This is a genomic window from Gordonia zhenghanii (assembly GCF_021738965.1).
GTDB classification, from domain to species: Bacteria; Actinomycetota; Actinomycetes; order Mycobacteriales; family Mycobacteriaceae; genus Gordonia; species Gordonia zhenghanii.
In genome coordinates, this window is record NZ_JAKKOQ010000012.1 from 25,352 (window position 1) to 44,189 (window position 18,838).

Sequence of the window (18,838 nt, forward strand, 5' to 3'; positions counted from 1 at the left end):
GGTCGAGCGGAGTCGAGACCATGGACAGACGAGGAAGGGATCGCTCATGTGCCGCAACATCAAACCACTGTTCAATTTCGAGCCGCCCGTCACTGACGACGAAGTGCATGCCGCGAGTCTGCAGTTCGTGCGGAAAGTGTCCGGCTTCAACGCGCCGAGTCAGGCCAACGCGGAAGCGTTCGATCGGGCCGTCGACGAGATCGCCGAAGTCACCCGGCATCTGATGGCGGAGCTCAGCACGGCCGCTCCACCGAAGGATCGGGAAGTCGAAGCACAGAAGGCGCGAGAGCGCGCAGCGAAGCGTTTCGCGCCGCGGGCCAGCTGACACCTGGGTGGATCCGACGGCACACGCCACGGTGTGGTTGCCGCGAAACGCGTGGTGCGGTGGGTAATCTGGCGTCGTGACCACCATTGTCGAGCCACCCGAGCAGGTCCTGACCACGTTCGGCCTCACCGCGCATCCGCCGATCGCGATGGACGGTGTCGGCTGGCGGGTCGGCGAAGTGGTGCTCTCGCTCGTCCCCGATCACGCTCGTGCCGCGTGGTCGGCGACGGCTCGCGAGAACCTCTATGTCGAAGGCATGCGCATCGCACGCCCGATTCGGGCCTCCGACGGGCGCTACGTGGTGTCGGGGTGGCGTGCGGACACGTATGTCGCAGGAAGCCCGGAACCGCGGCACGACGAGGTCCTCGCCGTCGCCGATCGTCTGCACCTGGCGACCGCGAAGTTCGAACGTCCCCGCTTCTTGTTGCAGCCGCCCGCTCCGCCGTTCAACGACGTCGACGTGTTCACGGCGGCCGATCGTGCGGCGTGGGAGGAGGTTCCACTCCGGTCGGCGCGCGGCGCGGGCATGGCGGAGCCGTCGAGCGAGGACGGGCAGCACAGTTTGGCCGAGGTCAAGGCACTCGCCGGCCTGCGGCGCCCCGTCGACCTCACATCGCAACTCGTGCACGGCGACCTGTTCGGAACGGTGCTGTTCGCGGGAGCTGCGGCCCCCGCCATCACTGATCTCGTTCCGTACTGGCGCCCCGCTCCGTGGGCGTCGGCGGTCATCGTCGTCGACGCACTCGCGTGGGGCGGCGCCGAGGAAGAACTCGTCGAACGCTGGTCCGACACACCCGAATGGTCGCAGATGATGCTGCGGGCCACCATGTTCCGCCTCGCGGTCCATGCACTGCACCCGCGTTCGACGGCCGGGGCCCTGCCGGGTCTGCTGCGCGTCGTCGAGATCGTCCGGATGATGGTCTAGCGCAGGGCACGTCACTTAGAAATGTGGATCGTTACCCGAATCGGGTAACGATCCACATCTTTGATCTCCTACATCTTTGATCTCCTACATCTTTGATCTCCTACGACGGCATCCGGGCCTTCGCCATCACGATCCGGTCGTCGACGAGGGGTGTGCCCTCGGCGCGAAGCAGTTCGAGTTGACGTGTCCGGACCGCGGGCGCCGGCCGGCCACTCGCCGGGACGACGCGGTGCCACGGCAGGTCGGACGCGTCGGTGCGCATGATCCAGCCGACGATGCGGGCATTGGAGAGACCGACCTCGTCGGCGAGGTCGCCGTAGGTGCGGACCCGGCCGGCCGGGATCGCCGCGACGAGGCCGCGGACCTCCTCGACCTGCTCGTCGGACACCGCACTCATGAGTCCACCAGTTCGCGGACCAGCCGCGCGCAGAGCTCCGGCGCCAGGAACTGCACCATGTGCTCGGTGTCGACGTGGTGGACGGTCACCGTCGTCGAACGTTCGGCGACGCACGCTGCGAGGAACTCCGGTCGGACGAACGGCGGATCGACACGATCGGCGACGACGACGCGCGTCGGCACCGATTCCGGCGGCAACCGGAACGGGCGGGCCATCTCGCTCCAGGCCGTCGCCGTGGCCGGCGGCGACACCCGCCAGACGACGCCACCTGCGTCGTCGGACATCAGTTGCTGGTCGAGTTCGTCGTCGAGGATCGCGGCAGACACGTCGTACCAGCCCTCCGCGCGTTTGGCAGCGACGGCCGCGTCGGCGTCCGGGTATCCCCAGTGCGCGAGCGTCGCTTCGGCGTAGGCGCGAGCCTGTGCCGGATCGAGACCCTGCGCGGGATCGAGCAGTACCAGGCCTGCGACGAGGTCGGGGCGTGCGTGTGCCAGGGAGATCGCGACCGCCGACCCGAACGAATGGGCCACGACGACCATCGGGCGGCCGGAGGGAACCAGCGCGTCGACGGTCTCGGCGACAGCGGCCACATGGTCGGCGACACCCCACGGCGGCTCCCACGAACTGTGTCCGTGGCCCAACAGGTCGGGTGCGAGGACGCGGACTCCGGGCAGATCGTCGGCGAGCTGTCCCCACCGTGCTCCGTGCCCGGTGAGACCGTGCAGCGCCAGCACCACCGGACCCTCCGGATCATCGGACCCGAACACGTGAGTATGCAGCGGAGCGGCGGTCATCCGACGACGAGGGGTGCGGCGACCGCGGCGATCTCCGGCGGTACCGCGACCGGGCGACGGGACTGGCCGTCGACGTACACGTGGACGAATCGGCAGGTCGCCGCGCACGTCGGGGCGTCGTCGCCGTCGACGAACAAGCCGAGGCTGTACGTGATGCTGCGTTCACCGAGCCGCTCGACGGCGATCCCGATCGTCAGAGTGTCGGGGAACGAGATCGACGCGAGGTACTTGCAGCCCGACTCGGCCACCAGGCCGATCGCCGAGAGATCTCGGACGTCCACTCCGGTCGACTCCATCAGCCAGCCGTTCACAGCCGTGTCGAAGTACGAGTAGTACTTCACGTTGTTCACATGCCCGTAGTGGTCGTTGTCCTCCCACCGGGTGTCGACCGACCACAGGGCGTGATAGCTGCTCAGGGCGTGGGGGTCGAATGCAGGCGACGTCATACCCGACACGCTATCGGGTACTCAGAACTCGATGACCTGCCGGATCTCGCGTCCGGCAGCGAGGGCGTCCATCGCCTCGTTGATCTCGTCCAGCCCGATCCGTGAGGTGATGAGTCTCTCCAGCGGGAGGCGTCCGGCACGCCACAGTTCGACGTACCGCGGGATGTCGCGTGCGGGCACGGCGGACCCGAGGTAGCTGCCGATCACCGTGCGGGCCTCGGCGACGAGCGTGAGCGGCGAGATCGTGGCCCGCGTGGTCGGAGAGGGGAGTCCGACGGTGACCGTCGTTCCGCCGACCGCCGTTGCCGCGAGTGCCGTCTCGAAGGCGCGCGCGTTCCCGGCCGCTTCGACGACGACATCGGCGCGGACATCGGCGAGTTCGGCCGGACTGTACGTCTGCGTGGCGCCGAGTTCGCGGGCCAGCGCGAGCTTCTCCGGGACGGCGTCGACGGCGACGACCTCGCCGCCGGTGCGCAACGACACCGCGACGAGCAGCGCCGCCATGCCGACGCCGCCGAGGCCGACGATCATGATCGAATCACCGTCGACCGGCGGGGCCGCGTTCAAGAGAGCGCCGCCGCCGGTGAGCACGGCGCAGCCCAGCACTGCGGCGACGGCAGGAGGCACGTCGTCGTCGACGGGGACCACCGAGCGGCGGTCGACCACCGCGTACGACGCGAATCCCGACACCCCGAGGTGGTGGGCGACGCCGTCGTCGGCGCGGCGGAGTCGAGTGCCGCCCGCGAGGAGCACACCGTCGTTGTTCGCCGCCGACCCGACGACGCACGGGGTGCGACCATCGGTGCGGCAGCCGGAGCAGTCGCCGCAGCGAGGCAGGAACGTCATGACCACACGGCGGCCGACCAGCGCGTCGTCCGCATCCGATCCGACGGCCTCGACGATGCCCGCGGCCTCGTGGCCCAACAGCATCGGAGTCGGGCGCACACGATTGCCGTCGACGACAGACAGATCCGAATGGCACAGTCCGGCTGCCTCGATGCGGACCAGCAGCTCACCCGGCTCGGGTGCGGCCAGTTCGAGTTCGCTGATCGAGAGCGGGCGAGAGTCCGCGTAGGGGATGGTGCGACCGATGTCTTCGAGAACTGCTCCGCGGATCCTCATGCCGTCGAGTCTAGGACGTGCCACCGACAGCCTGACGTCCGCGCGAGCGCTGTCGGAGGCGCGTGGTTCCATGTGTGCATGGCCCGCCCGAACACGCGACTCGTCGCCGCGCCGACCCACGTCGGTCCGGTCGATCGCGGGTGGCCGGAGGACGCTCGTGAGCTGATCGTCGGACCGCACACCGCCGATCCTGCGCGCCCGTGGCATCCGTACCGCGTGCACGGCGGTCCGGGGACCGGGAAGACCGCTCTACTGGTCGACGCCGCCGTCGCACGGCTGGTCGATCCAGCCGTCGCCCCCGAGTCGGTGCTGGTGCTCGCCGCGAACCGCCGGGCGGCCACCGCGTTGCGCGACGAGATCACCCGACGGGTCCTGTCCGCCGGGGGCAGACTCGGCGGTGCGCTGCGCGAGCCCCTCGTCCGGACCGTGCACTCCTACGCATTCGCCGTCCTGCGGTTGCAGGCGCAGTCGCACGGCAACCCGCCGCCGCGACTGGTGACCGGCTCCGAACAGGACGTGGTGCTCCGCGAGCTCCTGGCGGGGGACGTCGAAGACGGTGCAGGCTATTGGCCGTCGTCCCTGCGTCCGGCGCTGACCACCGACGGATTCGCGCAGGCGTTGCGCGACCTCCTGATGCGGGCCGCCGAACGCGGCCTCGGCCCCGAAGACCTCTCCGAGATGGGGCGTCGGTACGGCAGACCGGAGTGGGTCGCGGCAGGCCACGCGTACCTCCAGTACGAGCAGGGGACGCTGTTGCGCGGGGCCGTCGGCCTGGACGCTCCGCTCGCGAGCGCGACCGCCGTCGACGCGGCAGAACTCATCGGATCGGCCCTGTCGGCGTTCGCGACGGACGTGCAACTGCTCGCCGCGCAACGTCAGCGGATCCGGCATCTCCTCGTCGACGACGCGCAACACCTCGACCCGCAGGCCGCCCGCCTCGTCGAAGCAGTCGGCACTGGAGCCGACTCGGTGGTCGTCGCCGCCGACACCGATCAGTCGGTGTTCGGATTCCGCGGCGCCAGCCCACGGTTCGCCGACGAGCTCGCCGCCGACGGAGTGCGCGATGTGGTCCTCGACGTGGACCACCGGGGGAGCACACAGGTCAACACGGTGGTGCGCGCACTCATCTCGCGTCTGCCGGGAGCTCGGCCGCATCCGGTTGCGGTCTCGACCCTTCGACGCGCTCCGCTTGCTCAGGACGGCGCTTCGCTCGACCAGCGGAATGGGGTCTCGACTCCGCTCGACCGGCAGGGGGACGGGCACGCGAGCGTGCGGGTGTTCTCCTCGGACGCGAAAGAGGCGACCGCCGTCGCCGACATGATGCGGCGAGCCCACCTGTTCGGCGGCGTGCCGTGGTCGCAGATGGCGGTGATCGTGCGGTCGGTGCCGCGCGCACTGCCTGCTCTGCGTCGCGCGTTCTCGTCCGCCGGAGTCCCGATGGCGACACCGACGAGCGATGTGCCGATCCACCGGCAGCGAGCGGTCCAGACCTTCGCGCTAGCGCTGCGGCTCGCCGCCGGCGAGGAGATCGACGGCGACGAAGTGATCGCCCTCTTCTCCGGGCCCATCGGCTCCGCTGATCCGGCACAGCTGCGCCGACTGCGTCGCGGGGTGCGGCGCATCGACGACGCTGCGGGCGTCGACCGGGACTCATTGGCATCGCTGGCGCTCGCGCTCACCTCCGACGACGTCGCAGCCGACTATCTGACGTCGATGACCGACTTCGAAGGTCTGCCGCTCAAACAGGTCACGAAGGTGATCGGTGCGGCCCGACGCGCCGAACAGTCGGGCGTCGGCGTCGAAGAGACGCTGTGGCGCGCGTGGCAGGCGAGCGGTCTGGAACGGCGGTGGCGTGCGCGTTCACTGCGCGGCGGGCGCAGCGGCGATCAAGCCGACCGCGACCTCGACGCGATGCTAGCCATGTTCGAGGCCGCCGGATCGTTCACCGATAACCTTCCGTCGGCGTCCCTCGGTGGATTCGTCGACTACCTCGGACAACTGCAGATCCCGCGTGAATCGCGGGTCACGGTCGCCGCGTCCGACTCCGTGACAGTCCTGTCCGCGCATGCCGCATCCGGCCGAGAGTGGGAGGTCGTCGCGGTGCCCGGAGTGCTCGACGGTCTGTGGCCGTCGCTGCGCAGCCGCGGCAGCATCCTGCACACACCGGCGCTGCTCGACCTGCTCGACGGTGTCGACGCCGACGCCATCGACTCGATCTCACGCGGTTCGGTGATGCTCGCCGACGAACGACGACTCCTGCTCGTCGCCTGCTCGCGCGCACGATCGCAACTGCTGGTGACCGCAGTCGAAGACGGCACCGGCGACGCCTCGCCGTCCCGCTTCATCCCCGAGATCGCCGATGCACTCGGCGGGTACGGGGACGACCCGGCCGGCGACGAGCCGACCGACGAGGTGCCCCTCGACCCCGGTGTCGACCGCGTGCTGTCCCTGCCGTCGCTGGTCGCCGACCTGCGGGCATCCGTCGTCACCGGCACCGAGGCCGTACTCGCAGGAGACGCGGCCGAACCAGACGAACGGACGTCGTCCGCGGCGTCCCTGCTCGCGAAGCTCGCCCAAGCAGGCGTGCCGGGCGCCGACCCGGCCGAATGGTTCGGCCTCGTCGGACCGAGCACCGAGGAACCGCTGTGGACACCCGACCGAGGAGCGCGGTCGTTGTCGCCCTCCAACGTCGAAGCACTCACCCGGTGCTCGCTGCGGTGGATGATGGAACGCCACGGCGGGCGAGACGGCGACGCCGAACAAGCCGTCACCGGCACGCTCGTGCACACGCTCGTGCAGGCCGTCGCCGGCCGGATGAGCCCCGAAGAGGTCAGTTCCGCGCTCCACGAGGTGTGGGGACGAGTGGCCTCGCCCGCACAGTGGTACTCGGCGCGGGAACTCGAACGCGCCGAAGCGATGCTCACCCACTTCCGCGACTGGCTGCGGACATCGCGGTCCGAACTCACCGAAGCGGGCGTCGAAGTGGAACTGTCCGCCGACCTGCCGCCCGGCGACCCCGACGACATGGCCGTCCGCCTCGTCGGACGTATCGACCGGCTCGAGACCGACGACGCCGGACGACCCGTGATCGTCGATGTGAAGACCGGGAAGTCGGTCATCAGCGTCGCCGACGCACAAGAGCATCCGCAGCTCGCCGCCTACCAGTTAGCGCTGCTCCTCGGCGGCGTCGACGGCGTGCCCGAAACCGAGCCGGGCGGCGGCCGCCTCGTCTACGTGAACTCCGCGAACCAGAAGACCGGGGCCGCCGAACGGCTACAGCCGCCGTTGACGCCCGAACAAGTCGACGAATGGCTCGGCGTGGTCCGCCGAGCCGCCGCCTCGAGCGTCGGACCGGCGTTCGAGGCGACCCCGAACTCGGGATGCGGGCACTGCTCGCTGCACGCGGCGTGCCCGGCTCAGCTGCGCGGAAAGGCGGTCACCGATGACTGAGTGGTCTCGACTCCGCTCGACCGGCGAGGACGGGTCTCGACTCCGCTCGACCGGCGGGGAGGGGTCTCGACTCCGCTCGACCGGCGAGGAAGGGAGCTCGACCAGCGGGGACGGGTCTCGACTCCGCTCGACCGGCGGGGAGGGGAGCTCGACCAGCGGGGAGGGGTCTCGACTCCGCTCGACCAACGACGAAGGGAGCTCGACCGGCGGGGAGGGGTCTCGACTTCGCTCGACCAGCGGGGAAGGGAGCTCGACCAGCGGGGAGGGGAGCTCGACCGGCGGCGGCGACGACGGCGGTAGGCGGATCGGGGCGCGGTCGATCGCGGCGGCGCTCGGACTGCCGCCGCCGACCGACGAGCAAGTCGAGGTCATCGAGGCTCCGATGGAGCCGATGCTCGTCGTCGCGGGCGCCGGAGCGGGCAAGACCGAGACCATGGCGTCCCGCGTGGTGTGGCTCGTCGCCAACCGACTCGTCGGACCCGAGGAGATCCTCGGCCTCACCTTCACCAGGAAAGCCGCCAGCGAACTCGCCGCGCGCATCCGGCGTCGACTGTCGATGCTGTCCGGCAGTCCAGCACTCCTCGAATGGGATCCGAGCGGCACGCTCGCGAGCAGGCTGCGCAGCGCCGACGCCGAAGTCAGCACGTACCACGCGTACGCCGGACGACTCATCGCCGACTACGGTCTTCTGCTGCCGGTCGAGCCCACGTCGACGCTCCTCAGTGAGACCGAACTGTGGCAGCTGGCGTTCTCCGTCGTCGCAACCTGGCCCGGCGAACTCACCACGACCAAAGTTCCGTCGTCGGTCACCGAAGCCGTGCTGCGCCTCTACTCGGAGATGGCCGAGCACCTCGTCGACGTCGAGGATCTCCAGGCCGCGGCCCAAGACCTGTACGAGTTGATCGACACCCTGCCCAAACGCCCGCGGCAGAAGGACGAGCCCAGCAAGGCGCTCCGCAACTACCAGGCCGTCATCGACGAACGCCGCGAACTGATCCCACTCGTCATCGCACTGCGAGACGCCATGACCGCGCAAGGCGCCCTCGACTTCGGCAGCCAGATGTCGTTGGCGGCCCGCCTAGTCGCGACCCACCCGGAGGTCGTGGCGGCCGAACGATCCGGGATCCGCGCGGTGCTCCTCGACGAGTACCAGGACACCGGGCACTCCCAGCGCATCCTGCTGTCCAAACTGTTCGGCGGCGTCCAACCGACCGGGACACCGGCGATCGCCGTGACCGCCGTCGGCGACCCCATCCAGTCGATCTACGGGTGGCGCGGCGCGTCGGCAGCCAACCTGCCGCGCTTCTCGCTCGACTTCCCGCGCAACGACGGAACCGGGGCGCGCCGCCGCGAACTATTGACGAGCTGGCGCAACTGTCAGGCCGCGCTCCACCTTGCCAACGAGACGTCCCAGGAACTCCGCCGACGCGGCGTCCCCGTCAGCGTGCTGCGCGCCCGACCCGACGCACCCGCAGGAACCGTCCGGGTCGCGTTGACCGATACCGTCGTCGCCGAACGCGAATGGATCGCCGACCGCATCGAAGACTATTACCGCTCGGCCGAACGCGACGACGTTCCGCCGCCGACCACGGCCATCCTGGTGCGCCGCAACGAGGACTCCGCGCCGCTCGCCGCCGAACTCGAACGGCGCGGGATCCCCGCCGAAGTCGTCGGCATCGGCGGACTGCTGCACGTCCCCGAGATCACCGACATCGTCGCCACCCTCCGGCTGATGGCCGACCCGATGGCCGGGACCGCGGCCATGCGGATCCTGACCGGCGCCCGCTGGCAGCTCGGCGCCGCCGACCTCGCAGCGCTGTGGCGACGGGCGCGGGAACTCGCGGCAGGCAGCGGAGCCCCGACCACCGGGGCCGTCGCCACCCCGGACGCTCTCGGCGAAGCCCTCGACGCCGCGCTCCCAGGGGAGACCGTCGACTCGGCGGGCCTGTGCGACGCGCTCGCCGATCCCGGCGACCCCTCCCGGTACAGCGCGGCCGGGCGTGAACGCATCACCGCGTTCGGGAAACAGCTCGAAGGCCTGCGTCGACGGATCGGGCAACCGCTGCCCGAACTCGTCGCCGACGTCGAACAGACCATCGGCGTCGCCGTCGAAGCCCAGATCCGGGCGCGCCGCATGCGTGGACGCGTCACCGGTCGCGAACACCTCGACGCGTTCGCCGACTACGTGACCCACTACGCCGAACGCTCCGGCGCCACCCTGCCCGGACTCCTCGCCTTCCTCGACACCGCCGAAGCCGTCGAGAAAGGACTCGAAGCCGGCCGCGTCGAAGTGGCCGAAGAACGCGTCCAGATCCTCACCGTCCACGCAGCCAAAGGCCTCGAATGGGACGTCGTGGCGTTGCCGCACGTCGCCGACCGGATCTTCCCGAGCGGCAAAGCCGAGACCACCTGGCTCGGATCGGCTCGCGAGCTCCCGGCGTCACTGCGCGGCGACCTCGCCGACGAGCCGGGCGGCGAAGGCTATCCGCCGATCGACCTCGCAGGCCTTGCCGATCGCAAAGAACTCGAGACCGCCATCGACGACCACAAGGCTGCCGTCGCCGAACGCCGCCTCGACGAAGACCGGCGACTCCTCTACGTGGCGTTGACGCGCGCCAAACACACCCTCCTCGTCTCCGCCCACCACTGGTCCGAGACCGGCGACAAGCCCCGCGGCGGGTCGCCGTTTTATCGGGAGATCGCCGAACTCGTCGCCGGGGCAGCAGACGGGACCATCTCCGGAATAGAGCCTGCAGCCTTCTCGATCGACGTCGACGCGCCCGAACCCGAACCCGGCGAATCCAATCCACTCGTCGAACAACAGGTCGCCGTCGCCTGGCCCGTCGACCGACTCGGCGACCGACGTGCCCCGATGGCCGCAGCCGCCGACCTCGTGGCCGCAGCCCGGGCCGCAGACGGACTGTTCACCGTCGACGACGCACCGACCGACGATTCCGACGTCCTCGCCTGGCGCGACGAAGTGACCGTCCTCCTCGACGAGTACGCCCGGGACTCCGACCCCGTCGTCGACGTCGCACTGCCCGGGCACATGTCGGTGAGTCAACTCGTCGAACTCGACGCAGACGAACAGGCCTTCGCTGCCCGGCTACGACGCCCGGTCCCGTTCCGACCCAACCCGCTCGCACGACGCGGCACCGCGTTTCACGCGTGGCTCGAACGCCGATTCGGTGCAGCCAGACTCCTCGACATGGACGAACTCCCCGGCGCCGCCGACGCCGCGACCGGCGACGTCGCCGACGACGACCTCGCCGTCCTCCGCGAGAAGTTCCTCGCTTCCCCGTGGGCCGACCGGACACCCGTCGACGTCGAAGTGGGATTCGAGACCGTCATCGGCGAGACCGTCGTCCGCGGCCGGATGGACGCAGTGTTCCGCGACGGCGACGACTGGCTCGTCGTCGACTGGAAGACCGGGGCCGTCCCCGAACCGGCCAAACGCGCCGCGTTGTTCGTACAACTCGCCGCGTACCGACTCGCGTGGGCCGAACTGGCCGACGTCGACCTCGACCGGGTCCGTGCCGCTTTCGTCTACGTCCGCCACGACTACACCCTGGAACCCGACGCTCTGCCCGACGCCGACCAGCTCGCGACGATGCTCGCCGGACACGCCCCGGCCTGGGTCAATCAGTAGCCGAATGCAGTAGCCTCAGCCTGTGCGCAAACGACTGCGCCGCCGGAAAGGCGGCCTGGTAGACGAGCCCGACTACGCGCTCGTCGGCGTCGTCCGAATCCCGGAACTCGAGCAGAGTCCCGGCCGTGCGATCGGCAAACGAATCCTGTGGGCGCTGCTCGCGCTGTTCGTCTGCTCGATCGTCGTCTACCTCGACCGCAGCGGCTACCGCGACGCCAAAGGCACGGCCCTCAGTTACCTCGACGCCCTCTACTATTCGGCCGTCACGCTCTCGACCACCGGCTACGGCGACGTCACGCCGGTCACCGAGTCGGCGCGCCTGGTGAACGTCATCTTCATCACCCCGCTGCGCGTCCTCTTCCTGATCGTGCTCATCGGTACGACCCTCGAAGTCCTCACCGAACGCTCCCGGCAGGCCATCAAGATCCAGAACTGGAGGAACCGCGTGCGCAACCACACCATCGTCGTCGGCTACGGCACCAAGGGCCGCACCGCCGTCGACGCGGTCATCGCGGACGGCGGGAAGCCCGCCGAGATCGTCGTCGTCGACAACGACACCGCAGCGCTCGAAGCAGCCGCGGCCCACGGGCTGGTCACCGTCCGCGGCGACGCCACCAAGTCGGACGTCCTACGCCTGGCGGGCGTGCAGTACGCGGCCGCGATCGTCATCGCAGCCAACCGCGACGACACCGCGGTCCTCGCCACCCTCACCGCGCGCGAGATCAACCCGCGCGCCAAGATCGTCGCCTCCATCCGCGAAGCCGAGAACACCCACCTCATGCGCCAGTCCGGTGCCAACTCCGTCGTCGTGTCCTCCGAGACCGCGGGCCGACTCCTCGGCATCGCCACGATCACCCCGTCCGTCGTCGAAGTCGTCGAAGACCTGCTCAGCCCCGAAGAGGGCTACGCGATCGCCGAACGCGAAGTGGAGCCGTCCGAATCCGGCGGCTCGCCCGCACACACCAAGGATCTCGTCCTCGGCGTCGTCCGCGAAGGCAAGCTGTACCGGGTCGGCGACGCCGAAGTCGAAGCGATCGAAGTCGGCGACCGACTCCTCTACGTCCGACAAGGAGGCCCCGCCTGATGGCGTCGTTCGAACTCATCGAGCCACCGATGCTGGGGCGTGCCTCGTACGATCGCGCCGACCAGATCCGCAAACACCCCGACCGTCTCGCGCAGGCATGGGCGGGAGCCGAGGTGCTGCGAGTCGACCATCAGGGGCGCTACCCGGTCGGTGACGACGGAGCCATCGCCTGGGACGTCGCCGACGGCGACCAGCCGCCCGCGGGCGCGCTGTTCCTCGGCGATGCCGACGGCTACCGGTGGGCGGTCCGCGTCGACGAAGTGGGCGGCGAGTCCGCGGACGCCCGCACCGGCGCGCACCGACTCTCCCACGACGAGGCCGGGCTTCTCGCCACCGCACTCGGCATGCTCAACTGGCACCGCCAAGCCGGCTACTCGCCGGTCGACGGCACCTCGGCGGCTCCCGCACAAGGCGGCTGGCTGATGCGCAACGACGCGGGCGCCGACGAGTTCCCGCGCACCGACCCCGCCGTCATCATGGTGGTTCACGACGGCGGCGACAACGTCCTCCTCGGCCGCCAGACCGTGTGGCCCGACAAGTGGTTCTCCACCCTCGCAGGCTTCGTCGAACCCGGCGAGTCCCTGGAGCAGTGCGTGCAACGCGAAGTCGCCGAAGAAGCGGGCATCACCGTGCACAGCCCGCGATACCTCGGCTCGCAGCCGTGGCCGTTCCCGCGCTCGCTCATGTGTGGATTCGAAGCCGTCGGCGACCCGAACGAGCCGATCGAACTCCTCGACGGAGAACTCGGCGAAGCCCGATGGTTCCACCGCGACGACGTGCTCGCCGCACTCGAACGGAATCTCGACTGGGGCGTCGACGACCCCGACGTCCCGCTCATGCTGCCCGGTTCGATCTCCATCGCTCGCAGCCTCATCGAATCGTGGGCCCGCGCCCCGCGCTCGTGACGACACCCGCGATGTGTTGGGATTGACGGTATGAGCGAAGCAGCGAATCCCGCATTGACCCTGTACACCACCAGCTGGTGCCCGTTCTGCAGTCGCCTCAAAGCCGGACTCGACCGCAACGACGTCGACTACACCGAGATCGACATCGAAGCGAGCCCCGACGCCGCAGAGTTCGTCGGCTCCGTCAACGGCGGAAACCACGTAGTGCCGACGGTGCTGTACGCCGACGGTTCGACGGCGACGAATCCCGCTGTGGGCGAGGTTATGTCGAAATTAGGGTTGCTCTAGTCTCACGGCGCGGGTGGGCGCGGAGATACTTTCCTCGGCAGTCCTCGCTCGTCGCCTAGCGGCTCCTCACTGCGGAGGGCTCGGAAAGCATCTCCGCGCCCACCCGCTTCGCCGTCTCTCGCTGTAGCGCGTTCTATTTGCGCTTGTTTTCCTGGCGTCTTTTCCTGCGTGAGAGAGTTGCCGCTGGTCGAGCGTCGCTGCCCCTCACCTTGGTTGACTGCAGACTCTTCGTAGTTGGTTGAGCGCGGTCCTCTGTAGTTGGTTGAGCGCGGGCCCCCTGTAGTTGGTTGAGCGAGCGGAGCGAGTCGAAACCCCGGAGCCGCATCCCCAAACGCACGAAGGACCAAGTTGTCGGACGTACATGAGAGTGTCGGGACGTGACGGTGATGACGGACATGAGAACCGGAGCGTTGGCAGGCCTCGACCCGGAACAGCTCGCGGCGGTGACGGCGCCGCGCGGACCGGTGTGTGTGCTCGCGGGCGCCGGGACGGGCAAGACGAGGACCATTACGCGGCGGATAGCGCACCTCATCGAATCGGGCCAGGTGAACCCGAGCCAGGTGCTGGCCGTGACGTTCACGGCGCGTGCCGCGGCAGAGATGAGGGAACGACTGGCCGGGCTCGGGGTGTCCGGTCCGGACGGGGCCGTCGTCGCGCAGACCTTCCACGCCGCGGCGCTCCGACAGCTGCGGTACTTCTGGCCGCGCGTGATGGGATCTGCGCGGTGGGAACTGCTCGACAACAAGTTCCGGCTCGTCGCCCGCGTCACACGGGACGCGGGGCTCGACTCCGCCGACCGTGACCTCGTTCGCGATCTCGCGTCCGAGATCGAGTGGGCCAAATCGTCGAATCTCGGGCCCGCCGACTATCCGGCGGCAGCCGAAGCCGGACACCGCGATCTGCCGAGCGACGCGCGAACGGTCGCCGCAGTGTTCGCCGCCTACGAGGATGCGAAAGTCTCGCCGGACGGCGACCGACTCCTCGACTTCGAGGACCTCATCATCTATACGACGATGATCCTGCAGGCCGAGCCGTCGATCGGCGAGGAGTTCCGGACCCGCTACCGCAGTTTCGTCGTCGACGAATACCAGGACGTCACGCCCATCCAGCAGAACCTGCTCGACGCGTGGCTGGGGGAGCGCGACGACCTCACCGTCGTCGGCGACGCCAACCAGACGATCTACAGCTTCACCGGAGCCACCCCCGACTATCTGCTCGACTTCACCCGTCGCTTCCCCGAGGCCGCACTGGTCCGTCTGCAACGCGACTACCGGTCGACGCCCGAAGTGGTCGACCTCGCCAACCGCGTGATCGGGAACGCCGTCGGCCGGATCGCGGGCACCCGGCTCCGACTCGTCGGCCAACGCGAGCCGGGTCCGGAACCGGTGTTCGTCGAGAACGAGGACGCCGAGAGTGAAGTGGTACGCGTCGTCGCCGAATGCAAACGTCTTCTCCGCGCGGGCACCGCGCCGACGGAGATCGCCATCCTCTACCGGGTGAACGCCCAGTCGCAGCAGTACGAGGAAGCGCTGTCGCAGGCCGGCATCGACTACCAGGTGCGCGGCGATCAGGGCTTCTTCGCCCGCCCCGAGATCGCCGCCGCGATGCGCAGGCTCGCCGGTCTCGCCGAAGGACCACCGCCGCCGATGGGGGTGGTCGACGCGGTCCGTCGCGCACTCAGCGCTGTCGGGCTCACCGAGACCGAGCCTGCGGGAGCCAACGCGAAGGCCCGATGGCAACAGTTGCTGCGGCTGGTCGAGATCGTCGAGGGGATCGTCGCCGAGCGGCCTTCCGCCGACTTCGCAGAGGTCGTCAAACAACTCGACATCCGTTCCAAGTCGAAGCACGCGCTCGTCGTCGACGGCATCACGCTGTCGTCGATGCACGCGGCGAAGGGACTGGAATGGGACGCCGTGTTCCTCACCGGCCTCCACGAGGGCTCCGTTCCGTTGGGGCGGGCGACCGGCACTCGCGAGGAGATCGAAGAGGAGCGCCGACTGTTCTACGTCGGAGTGACCCGCGCGCGCGAGCACCTGCATCTGTCGTGGAGTCTGTCCCGCGGCGACGGACGACGCGCGACGCGCAAACGCTCACAGTTCCTCGACGGGCTGCTCCCGACGCCGTCGGTGAGCGAACTCCAGGAGCCAGGGCAGGAACCCGACCGCAACGTCCTGAAAGCGTTGACGGCGTGGCGCGCCGAATACGCGGAACGACAAGACATCGCGCCGGTCAACGTGATGAGCACGATGATGGTTCGGCGGATAGCCACCGAACTCCCGTCCACGCTCACCGAACTCGCCGCCGTCCGCGGCTTCGGGGCCGAGCGGACCGACGCCATCGGAGCTGAAGTCCTCAGCGTCGTCGACGACAGCCTCTTCGGGTGACGAAGAAGTCAGCATAACTGCAGGTAGAAAATAGGTTGTGCGGCGTGCGGCGCACACATACAGTAGTTCGAGTAAGTGACACGCCTAGCTCGGCGTGTGGTGCAGACATGGACGGAAGGGAGGAACGCGAAATGATCAACAGTTGGCATGTGGCTCTCGACGCCACCGCGACCGCAGGATCGGTCGCACGCGAACGCAAGCGATTCCCCGATGCCCGTCCCGGCTGGCGACAGCCGTTCCGCACCACCTAGTCACGAGCTAGCACGGAACTGACGAGGCCACGGGAACGCGGAAAGCGAACCGTGGCCTTACTCGTTCATCGATCGAGTCGGCCGGGGTTCACCAGAGAGAACACCCGTTCATCACCCGATGAGGAAGCCCGACTCCATGAGTACCCCCACGTTGTCCCGAAACATTCTGTCGCAGAACACGATCCGACGAAAAGAGATCGAACTCCCTTGCCAGAGCGCCGAAGCCGACCTCTGGTTCGCCGAACAGCCCAGCAGTCTCGAGCAGGCGAAAGCCCTCTGCCAGGAGTGCCCGCTCCGCGCGCAGTGCCTCGAAGTCGCCCTCGAGAACGCTGAACCGTGGGGCGTGTGGGGAGGCGAGATCTTCTCCGGAGGCGTCGTCGTCGCCCGTAAGCGTCCCCGCGGCCGCCCCCGCAAGAATCCCGCTCCTTAGTGCGGCCGGGCGGGCGATCGAGACCGATACCGATACGGAAGTGGGTGAGGGGCGGACGGATATTGTCTGCGAGCCCTCCGCAGCCTCCGAGCCGCTAGGCGAGGCGGCGAGGACTGCCGAGCAGACAATATCCGTCCGCCCCTCACCTGTCACACAAACGAAACGGGACGAAGCTCAAGCGATACCCGGCACCCAATCCGCCATGATCGAGCGGTACGGCGCTTCCGCGTTGAGCTGCGCGGCGATGCCCACGCAGCCGATGAGGACGCGGAACACCATCACGTAGTCGCGGGGTACGTTGAGGTTGCGGGACGTCTTGTAGACGTCGCCGGAGAGGTCGGTGGCTTTACCCGCAGCACGCTGAAGCCAGTTGCGGGTGAAGTGGAAGGTGTCGCCGTACAGCGGGTCGACGTACGGCTGCAGGTAGTTCGCGAGATCTTCCGCAGTGACCCGGTCGGCGTGCGAGGCACGGATGAAGTCGGTCTCCACCATGAGATCGCGGAGCTCGTCGTACTTCTTGTCGCGCGCCAACGCGAGGATCTCCCCGGTCTGGTCGGGAAGCCCGTCGGGGTAGTGGCCGATGGCGCCGAAGTCGAGGACCCCGAACCGGCCGTCGTCGAGGACGAAGAAGTTGCCGGGGTGCGGATCGCCGTGGAGAAGTCCTACGCGCGCAGGCGAACTGACTTCGAACGTCGTCATCTTCGTAGCGGCCGAGTTGCGTTCTTCCTGGGTGCCGTCGGAGATGATCTTCGACAAGCGGGTGCCGTCGACCCATTCGGAGACGATCACCTTGGGCGCGCTCGCGATGACCTTGGGGATCACGAAATCAGGGTCGCCGTCGAAGGCCTTCGCGAAGGCTCGTTGGTTGTCGGCTTCGGAGATGTAGTCGAGTTCGTCCTCGGTGCGGTCGATGAGTTCCTCGAACATGCCCTTGACGTCGGTGCCGGGCGAGAGCTTCTGGATGAGCCCGGACATGCGGCTCAACGTCTTGAGATCGGCTTTGAGAGCGTGGTCTGCGCCGGGGTACTGGACTTTGACGGCGACGGCGCGGCCGTCCTTCCACACGCCCTTGTGGACTTGTCCGATGCTGGCGGATGCGGCCGGCTCGTCGTCGAAGGAGGCGAAGCGGTCCCGCCACTTGGTGCCGAGTTGCTGATCGAGGACCTTGTGGACGGTCGTCGCCGGCATCGGCGGAGCTTCGGCCTGCAGTTTGGTCAGCGCTTCACGGAAGGGCTCGCCGAACTCGTCGGGGATCGCCGCTTCCATGATGGAGAGTGCCTGGCCGACTTTCATCGCGCCGCCCTTGAGTTCACCCAGGACCGAGAACAGCTGCTCCGCGGTCTTGTTCATGAGGTCTGCGTTGACTTCGTCTCGGCTCTTGCCGGTCATGCGCTTGCCGAATCCGCCGACAGCGCGTCCGGCCATGCCCAAGGGCAGCGATGCGAGTTTGGCGTTACGACGGCCTTGGCCGCGAGTGATGTCGCTCATGGTGTCCTTTCGCTGTCCCCGAGGATAGTGGACGGACTGAGTCTCGGGACGAGTGAGCTATGCAACAACGCACATACAGCGGGTGTGCGGGGCCACGACGTGCGACGACAGTCGCGACGGGTGCTCGGAGAATTCGAATGTTCGACCGACGGAAGCCGGTGCGCCGCGCGGCACGGGTGCGGTGACCTCGTCGATCTGGGTGCAGGCGACGGCGACGGTCGCTTGCAGGACGGCCGGTGAGGCGTAGCCCGCGATGCCGCTCATCAGCGCCGCCAGGACGGGCCACTGAGGATCGAGGTCGGCGCGATACAGGTCGATGCACCGTAGACAGGTCGACGTGCCGGGCAGGACGAGTGGGCCGACGACGCCCACGCCGTCCCGCAAGTGCACGCTCAGATGCGGGGTTCCGGCAGCCATGAGGTCCGCGATGAGGGCGGGGTCGGGGATCGGCTGGTCGGCGACCACGACGAGGCCTGCGCCGCCGTGCGCGTCGTCGACGTGCACGCCTGCTCGCCGCAGTGCCGCAGACAGCGCAGTCGCGACGTCGCCGCTGCCGGGGACGTGCACCGTCAGGACACGCGGCGGCGCCGAGACGGCGGCCTTCCCGGCGAGGACGAGACGTTCGAGCATCGAACGGAACGACATGTAGTCGAGCCCGGCCGCGCGCACTCGTTTGGCGATCGTCCGGTAGGACACGGGGACCCGCAGCATCTGAAACAGGGCGGCGACGGCCCGCGCATCGGCTTCGGGGCCGAGCGGCAGGACGATCGCCGACCGCGGATCGCAGCCGACGTGCACGGCCGAATCGCCTCGTGCGAGCACCGGCACACCCGGCACCAGTACCGGCAGTGTCTTCTCGGCCCCCGACCTCATGGGCTCACGATGTCACCGGTGCGCCGA

At 68.8% G+C, this 18,838-nt stretch carries 15 protein-coding genes; 9 read left to right on the forward strand and 6 right to left on the reverse strand.

The window, feature by feature from the left end; genetic code table 11:
• Positions 1-46: 46 nt before the first annotated feature.
• The gene (locus tag L5G32_RS12965; RefSeq protein WP_237011481.1) at positions 47-325 is read left to right on the forward strand and encodes a DUF2277 domain-containing protein; all 279 of its coding nucleotides are present in this window, start codon (positions 47-49) and stop codon (positions 323-325) included.
• Positions 326-401: 76 nt separating this feature from the next.
• Positions 402-1,250 carry a TIGR02569 family protein gene (locus tag L5G32_RS12970; protein WP_237011482.1) on the forward strand — a complete coding sequence of 283 codons (849 nt, stop codon included), beginning with the start codon at positions 402-404 and terminating at the stop codon, positions 1,248-1,250.
• A 100-nt stretch (positions 1,251-1,350) separates the two neighbouring features.
• Here the strand turns inward: L5G32_RS12970 and L5G32_RS12975 are convergent, their stop codons facing one another.
• The 4 genes from L5G32_RS12975 to L5G32_RS12990 are packed head-to-tail and all read right to left on the reverse strand — an operon-like array spanning position 1,351 to position 4,009.
• Positions 1,351-1,647: an MGMT family protein gene (locus tag L5G32_RS12975; protein ID WP_237011483.1), complete on the reverse strand. Its 297-nt coding sequence runs from the start codon at positions 1,645-1,647 to the stop codon at positions 1,351-1,353.
• Complete coding sequence (locus L5G32_RS12980) at positions 1,644-2,441, reverse strand: alpha/beta hydrolase (RefSeq protein ID WP_237011484.1); 798 nt, start codon at positions 2,439-2,441, stop codon at positions 1,644-1,646. The genes L5G32_RS12975 and L5G32_RS12980 overlap by 4 nt, the downstream gene beginning before the upstream one ends.
• Positions 2,438-2,887: an acyl-CoA thioesterase gene (locus tag L5G32_RS12985; RefSeq protein ID WP_237011485.1), complete on the reverse strand. Its 450-nt coding sequence runs from the start codon at positions 2,885-2,887 to the stop codon at positions 2,438-2,440. Before L5G32_RS12985 ends, L5G32_RS12980 begins: the two co-directional genes overlap by 4 nt.
• Before the next feature lie 21 nt (positions 2,888-2,908).
• Positions 2,909-4,009, reverse strand: a complete 1,101-nt coding sequence (locus tag L5G32_RS12990) for an alcohol dehydrogenase catalytic domain-containing protein (RefSeq protein WP_237011486.1) — start codon at positions 4,007-4,009, stop codon at positions 2,909-2,911.
• A gap of 78 nt (positions 4,010-4,087) precedes the next feature.
• On the opposite strand from L5G32_RS12990, the gene L5G32_RS12995 reads away from it, so the two are divergent.
• The 7 genes from L5G32_RS12995 to L5G32_RS13025 all read left to right on the forward strand — a co-directional run bounded on the left by L5G32_RS12995 (position 4,088) and on the right by L5G32_RS13025 (position 16,450).
• Positions 4,088-7,459, forward strand: coding sequence for an ATP-dependent helicase (locus L5G32_RS12995; RefSeq protein ID WP_237011487.1), 3,372 nt, complete (start codon positions 4,088-4,090; stop codon positions 7,457-7,459).
• Entirely contained in the window at positions 7,452-11,108 is a 3,657-nt protein-coding gene (locus tag L5G32_RS13000; protein WP_237011488.1) for an ATP-dependent helicase, read from the forward strand. Before L5G32_RS12995 ends, L5G32_RS13000 begins: the two co-directional genes overlap by 8 nt.
• A gap of 22 nt (positions 11,109-11,130) precedes the next feature.
• On the forward strand, positions 11,131-12,192 hold the full coding sequence (locus L5G32_RS13005; protein WP_237011489.1) for a potassium channel family protein: 1,062 nt from the start codon (positions 11,131-11,133) through the stop codon (positions 12,190-12,192).
• Positions 12,192-13,097 (forward strand): NAD(+) diphosphatase, encoded by a 906-nt coding sequence (nudC, locus tag L5G32_RS13010; protein ID WP_237011490.1) that lies wholly within the window; start codon positions 12,192-12,194, stop codon positions 13,095-13,097. The genes L5G32_RS13005 and nudC overlap by 1 nt, the downstream gene beginning before the upstream one ends.
• A 30-nt stretch (positions 13,098-13,127) precedes the next feature.
• On the forward strand, positions 13,128-13,385 hold the full coding sequence (locus L5G32_RS13015; protein ID WP_237011491.1) for a mycoredoxin: 258 nt from the start codon (positions 13,128-13,130) through the stop codon (positions 13,383-13,385).
• A gap of 395 nt (positions 13,386-13,780) precedes the next feature.
• Positions 13,781-15,769 (forward strand): ATP-dependent helicase, encoded by a 1,989-nt coding sequence (locus tag L5G32_RS13020; RefSeq protein ID WP_237011641.1) that lies wholly within the window; start codon positions 13,781-13,783, stop codon positions 15,767-15,769.
• Between the two features lie 387 nt (positions 15,770-16,156).
• A complete protein-coding gene (locus L5G32_RS13025) occupies positions 16,157-16,450 on the forward strand; it encodes a WhiB family transcriptional regulator (RefSeq protein WP_237011492.1) in 294 nt (97 codons plus the stop codon).
• A gap of 174 nt (positions 16,451-16,624) precedes the next feature.
• Here the strand turns inward: L5G32_RS13025 and L5G32_RS13030 are convergent, their stop codons facing one another.
• Positions 16,625-17,938 (reverse strand): ABC1 kinase family protein, encoded by a 1,314-nt coding sequence (locus tag L5G32_RS13030; RefSeq protein ID WP_237011493.1) that lies wholly within the window; start codon positions 17,936-17,938, stop codon positions 16,625-16,627.
• A gap of 57 nt (positions 17,939-17,995) precedes the next feature.
• Positions 17,996-18,811 (reverse strand): hypothetical protein, encoded by an 816-nt coding sequence (locus L5G32_RS13035; protein ID WP_237011494.1) that lies wholly within the window; start codon positions 18,809-18,811, stop codon positions 17,996-17,998.
• Positions 18,812-18,838 lie beyond the last annotated feature (27 nt).

What these genes read in the sequence shown, in the direction of transcription:
- nudC (WP_237011490.1), top strand. Translation starts at nt 12,192, where the DNA reads ATGGCGTCGTTCGAACTCATCGAGCCACCGATGCTGGGGCGTGCCTCG.
- L5G32_RS12995 (WP_237011487.1), top strand. Translation starts at nt 4,088, where the DNA reads ATGGCCCGCCCGAACACGCGACTCGTCGCCGCGCCGACCCACGTCGGT.
- L5G32_RS13030 (WP_237011493.1), bottom strand. Translation starts at nt 17,938, where the DNA reads ATGAGCGACATCACTCGCGGCCAAGGCCGTCGTAACGCCAAACTCGCA.
- L5G32_RS13000 (WP_237011488.1), top strand. Translation starts at nt 7,452, where the DNA reads ATGACTGAGTGGTCTCGACTCCGCTCGACCGGCGAGGACGGGTCTCGA.
- L5G32_RS12990 (WP_237011486.1), bottom strand. Translation starts at nt 4,009, where the DNA reads ATGAGGATCCGCGGAGCAGTTCTCGAAGACATCGGTCGCACCATCCCC.
- L5G32_RS12980 (WP_237011484.1), bottom strand. Translation starts at nt 2,441, where the DNA reads ATGACCGCCGCTCCGCTGCATACTCACGTGTTCGGGTCCGATGATCCG.
- L5G32_RS12985 (WP_237011485.1), bottom strand. Translation starts at nt 2,887, where the DNA reads ATGACGTCGCCTGCATTCGACCCCCACGCCCTGAGCAGCTATCACGCC.
- L5G32_RS13035 (WP_237011494.1), bottom strand. Translation starts at nt 18,811, where the DNA reads ATGAGGTCGGGGGCCGAGAAGACACTGCCGGTACTGGTGCCGGGTGTG.
- L5G32_RS13025 (WP_237011492.1), top strand. Translation starts at nt 16,157, where the DNA reads ATGAGTACCCCCACGTTGTCCCGAAACATTCTGTCGCAGAACACGATC.
- L5G32_RS12965 (WP_237011481.1), top strand. Translation starts at nt 47, where the DNA reads ATGTGCCGCAACATCAAACCACTGTTCAATTTCGAGCCGCCCGTCACT.
- L5G32_RS12975 (WP_237011483.1), bottom strand. Translation starts at nt 1,647, where the DNA reads ATGAGTGCGGTGTCCGACGAGCAGGTCGAGGAGGTCCGCGGCCTCGTC.
- L5G32_RS13020 (WP_237011641.1), top strand. Translation starts at nt 13,781, where the DNA reads ATGAGAACCGGAGCGTTGGCAGGCCTCGACCCGGAACAGCTCGCGGCG.
- L5G32_RS13015 (WP_237011491.1), top strand. Translation starts at nt 13,128, where the DNA reads ATGAGCGAAGCAGCGAATCCCGCATTGACCCTGTACACCACCAGCTGG.